Source organism: Streptomyces sp. NPDC059456, assembly GCF_042750055.1.
Taxonomy (GTDB): Bacteria; Actinomycetota; Actinomycetes; order Streptomycetales; family Streptomycetaceae; genus Streptomyces.
Window position 1 is genome coordinate 1 of sequence record NZ_JBHYVA010000587.1, and the last position, 4,036, is coordinate 4,036.

At 71.8% G+C, this 4,036-nt stretch carries 4 protein-coding genes; 2 read left to right on the forward strand and 2 right to left on the reverse strand.

The genetic code is table 11. From position 1 onward, the window contains the following. Positions 1-68 precede the first annotated feature (68 nt). Complete coding sequence (locus tag ACFXA3_RS34065) at positions 69-791, reverse strand: ScbR family autoregulator-binding transcription factor (RefSeq protein ID WP_385193323.1); 723 nt, start codon at positions 789-791, stop codon at positions 69-71. A gap of 435 nt (positions 792-1,226) precedes the next feature. Here ACFXA3_RS34065 and ACFXA3_RS34070 point away from each other — a divergent pair, with 435 nt between their 5' ends. Beyond that, on the forward strand, positions 1,227-2,177 hold the full coding sequence (locus ACFXA3_RS34070) for a ScbA/BarX family gamma-butyrolactone biosynthesis protein (RefSeq protein WP_385193333.1): 951 nt from the start codon (positions 1,227-1,229) through the stop codon (positions 2,175-2,177). Between the two features lie 132 nt (positions 2,178-2,309). Here the strand turns inward: ACFXA3_RS34070 and ACFXA3_RS34075 are convergent, their stop codons facing one another. Further along, positions 2,310-3,152: an NAD(P)H-binding protein gene (locus ACFXA3_RS34075; RefSeq protein ID WP_385193326.1), complete on the reverse strand. Its 843-nt coding sequence runs from the start codon at positions 3,150-3,152 to the stop codon at positions 2,310-2,312. Between the two features lie 122 nt (positions 3,153-3,274). Between ACFXA3_RS34075 and ACFXA3_RS34080 the strand changes: the two genes are divergently transcribed. After that, positions 3,275-3,946, forward strand: coding sequence for a ScbR family autoregulator-binding transcription factor (locus tag ACFXA3_RS34080; protein WP_054221305.1), 672 nt, complete (start codon positions 3,275-3,277; stop codon positions 3,944-3,946). The last annotated feature ends 90 nt before the right edge of the window (positions 3,947-4,036 follow it).

The following is a 4,036-nucleotide window of genomic DNA, read 5'->3' on the forward strand; positions in this document are numbered from 1 at the left end:
CTCACCCGCCCCCCCCCCCCCCCCTGGGGGGGGGGGGGGGGCGGGCGGGGGCCCCGTCCCGTCCATCCCTACGGGGCCCGGCTTCCGGCGGCCTCGAAACCGCCGAGCCGGTCCGCCGGTACGAGCGTCGGCAGCAGCAGCCGCCAGAAGCGGGTGACCGTCACCGCCGAGAGCCAGACCCCGTCCCGGGCGCCGAGCACCTCGAATCCCACGGTCGCCGCCACCACGGCGGCCACCACGTCCCCGGCCGCCGCCTCGGGGCGCAACTCGCCTTCCGCCTCGGCCTGTCGCAGCGTCTCCTCGACCCAGCCGCGCCAGCGTCCGCGCAGATCGCCCTGGCGCGGCCGGGACGGCTCGCCGCTCAGCGCGAACCCGGCCCGCAGCACCGCATCGGCGCGCAGCGCCCCGGCGAGCCGGTGGGTGACGTCGATGAGCAGTTGTACGCGCCGGCCCGCGCCGGCCGGCGGCACGTCGCCCGCGAGGGCCAGCAGCCGCACCAGCGCCGCCTCTTCGACGGCGTTCGCCAGCGCGGCCTTGCTGGGGAAGTGGAAGTGCAGCGCCCCGTTGCTCACCCCGGCCAGTGAACTGATCGCGGTGAGCGAGGCCACCGAGAACCCGTCCCGGTCGAAGGTCTCGGCTGCGGACCGGATCAGGGTTTCGCGCGTACGTGCTGCGCGCTCCTGTTTGACCATCGACTGCTCCGTCATCGCGAGGGGTTGCCGCGCCGCGAAGGGCAGGCCGGCGGGTGCTTGCTGCGGAGCTCCGCGCGCCTGCCGCTCCGCGACCGCCACGCGCTCCTGACTACCACGTGCTCCAGCCCCCACTATAACAAACCGTCTGTGCGGTTTTTGATGAGGAGCTTCACATGCCTCCACGACGGTCCGATACCGGGCCGATCCGTCGAAGACATTCGGACACCGTTGATCACCTGACTCGAGGATCGCTGTGGCGGCACTCGACCCGCCCAGGGGTTCCACCGGCCACAGGGGGTGCGGTTAGAGTGGGGCAGAGACTGGGAGAACCGCTCCGACCAGCGGAAACGTGTTATTCGGAAGGAAATCATCCGCCGTTTGCCCGAGCGGATGGTCGGATACCGCTAGAAATTAAACCGGTTGGTATGTATCTTTCCCGGCCAGAGGCACACACGCCCTTCTCGCCAGCGGAGCCCAGGGGGAGCAATGTCTGCGAGCACGTTTCAAGTTGAACGAACCGGGTTCGACGGGGAAATGACGAGACGGGCCACCGGGGTTGCGCCGAGACCCGGTGCCCCGTCCACGTGGACCACCACCGTCCCCAAGGAATTAGTGCACCGAGCCGCCGTCGCCGAGGTCATGCTCACCGACTGGGAGCGCCGGGACGACACCCACTTCACGGTCACCGCCCAATGGCCCCGCGGCCACAGCTTCTTCACCCCGGTCCACGGCACCCATCACGACCCGCTCATGGCCGTCGAGACCTTCCGCCAGGTCGGCGCCCTGCTCGGGCACGCCGAGTTCGGCGTCCCCTTCGGACACCAGTTCCTGATGAAGGACCTCTCCATCGCGGTGCAGCACGAGCAGCTCGAAATGGGCGGCGCGCCCGCCTCCATCGACATCGACGTCACCTGCACCGACGTCAAACGGCGCGGCGGCCGCCTGGCGGGCCTGCGCTACGAGGCCGCCCTGCGCCGCGACGGCCGGCTGGCGGCGACCGCGGCCGCCTCGTACACCTGCATCGCGCCGGCGGTCTACCAACGGCTGCGCGGGGACCGCCCGCTGAGCGGTACGGAGCGCAGGCTGCCGCTCACCGCCCCGACCGCCCCGCAGAGCGTCGGACGCATATCCCCCATGGACGTGGTCCTGTCCCCCACGGATCAGCCGGACCGCTGGTTCCTGCGGGCCGACACGCGCCATCCCGTGCTCTTCGACCACCCCGTCGACCACATCCCGGGCATGGTGCTGCTGGAGGCCGCCCGACAGGCCACCTCGGCCCTGCTGGAGCGTTTCGCCTTCCTGCCGCTCGGCATGGACAGCACGTTCGACCTGTACGCCGAACTCGACGCCCCCTGCGTCATCGAGGCGCAGGAGCTCCCCGCCGGGGCGGTCCCCGAGAACCGCAAGGCCGTCCGGGTGACCGGGCACCAGAACGGCAGCCGCGTGTTCAGCTCCATCGTGACCGCGGCCTCGTACGACCTCTGACCGACCGCGCCGGAACGGACCGCGCGGGGCCGGACGGGCCGAATGGGCCGGACCGGGCCACACGGCCTGCCGGGGCCTGCCGCCGGGAACGGATCGTGCCGGCACCCGCCGGGAACGGGGGCCGGCACGCCCTCACACGAAGGCGCCCAGGTGATCCCCCGCCCACGCGCGGAAGGATCCCGCGGGCCGGCCGAGCAGCGCGGGCACCGCAGGATCCACCCGCGCCTTCGCCCCCGCGCGCTGCCGCTGCGCGCTGTCCAGGAGCGCCTCGACGACGTCGTGCGGATGGCGCGCCCGCAGCGCGGTACGCGCCTGCTCCGGTTCCAGTTCCTCGAACCGGAGGGGACGGCCCAGCAGTTGCCCGAGCTGGGCGGTCTGCCCGGCCGCGGTGATCGCCTCCGGCCCGGTCAGCGTGTAGGCCCGGCCCGCATGCCCCTCCCCGGTGAGGGCCCGTACCGCCACGTCCGCGATGTCCCGCGGATCGACGCAGGCGTTGCCCGAAGACCCGCACAGGGCCCGCACCACGCCGTCCGAACGCAGGGAGGACGCCCAGGACAGGGTGTTGGACATGAACGACCGCGGGCGCAGCAGCGTCCATTCCAGCCCGGAGCGGCGCAGCAGTTCCTCGTTGCGCCGCTGCCACCGGGTGATCAGGTCGTTCGCCCCGGTGTCCTCGACGGCGGCGGCGGAGAGCTTCACGACGTGCCGAACGCCGGCCGACCGCGCGGTCCGAATGAAGACCGCATCCTCATCCCCTCCCACCCCCGTGGTCACCAGGAAGGCCGTGCGCACCCCGCGCAGGGCTCGTACGAGCGACTGCGGATCCCGGTAGTCGCCGTATACGGCCTCGGCCGTCGCCGATGCCTCCACAACTCGTTCCGGTTTCCTGCACATGATGCGAACGTGCAGGTCAGCAGGGATGCGACGGACCACTTCGCGCCCGACCGTCCCCGTGGCACCGGTGACCAGAATCATGATTTTCCCCCTCTGACCTGACATTTTTCTTCCGGCGCATCGGCTGATGGCCGTCACCCGCTGTAAGATACGAACTGGGCGGTTTTTTACTGACCCCATCATCAGAGAAGGGAGGAGGCAGCGTGGCTGAGCAAGTCCGTGCCATCCGCACACGGCAGGCGATCCTTACGGCGGCAGCCAAGATCTTCGAGGAACACGGCTACCAAGCCGCCACCATCTCCCAGATCCTCAGCGAAGCCGGTGTGACCAAGGGAGCCCTGTACTTCCACTTCCAGTCGAAGGACGACCTGGCCCAGGGCGTCCTCGCCGAGCAGGACCAGCGGATCATGGTCCCCGAGCGGGCGTCCAAGGTGCAGGAGATCGTGGACATGGTGATGCTCCACGCCTACCGCCTGCAGACGGACCCCATGGTGCGCGCCGGCGTCCGGCTGACCATGGACCAGCTGGCCCAGGGCCTGGACCGCAGCGGCCCGTTCCTGCGCTGGGCCGAGGTCACCACCCTGACGCTCCGCAAGGCCCAGGAGCAGGGCGAGCTGCTGCCGCACGTCGTACCGGTCGAGACCGCCGACGTCGTCGTGGGCACGTTCGCCGGCGTCCAGTCCATGTCCCAGGCCATCTGCGACTACCGCGACCTGGCGGCCAGGGCCTCCGCGCTGATGCGCCACCTGCTGCCCAGCATCGCCGTGCCCTCCGTCCTCGCCTCGCTCGACCTCACCGAGGCCCGCGGGGCCGCGGTCTACGCCGAGGCCCGCAAGGCCGCGGACGAGCTGGAACTGGCGGCCGCCGTCGGCTGAGCCGGGCCCCGCGCCGGCCGTGGGGGGGGGGGGGGGGGCCGGGGCGGCCCCCCCCGCGCCCCCGCGCCCCCGCGCGCGCCGCCCCCCCCC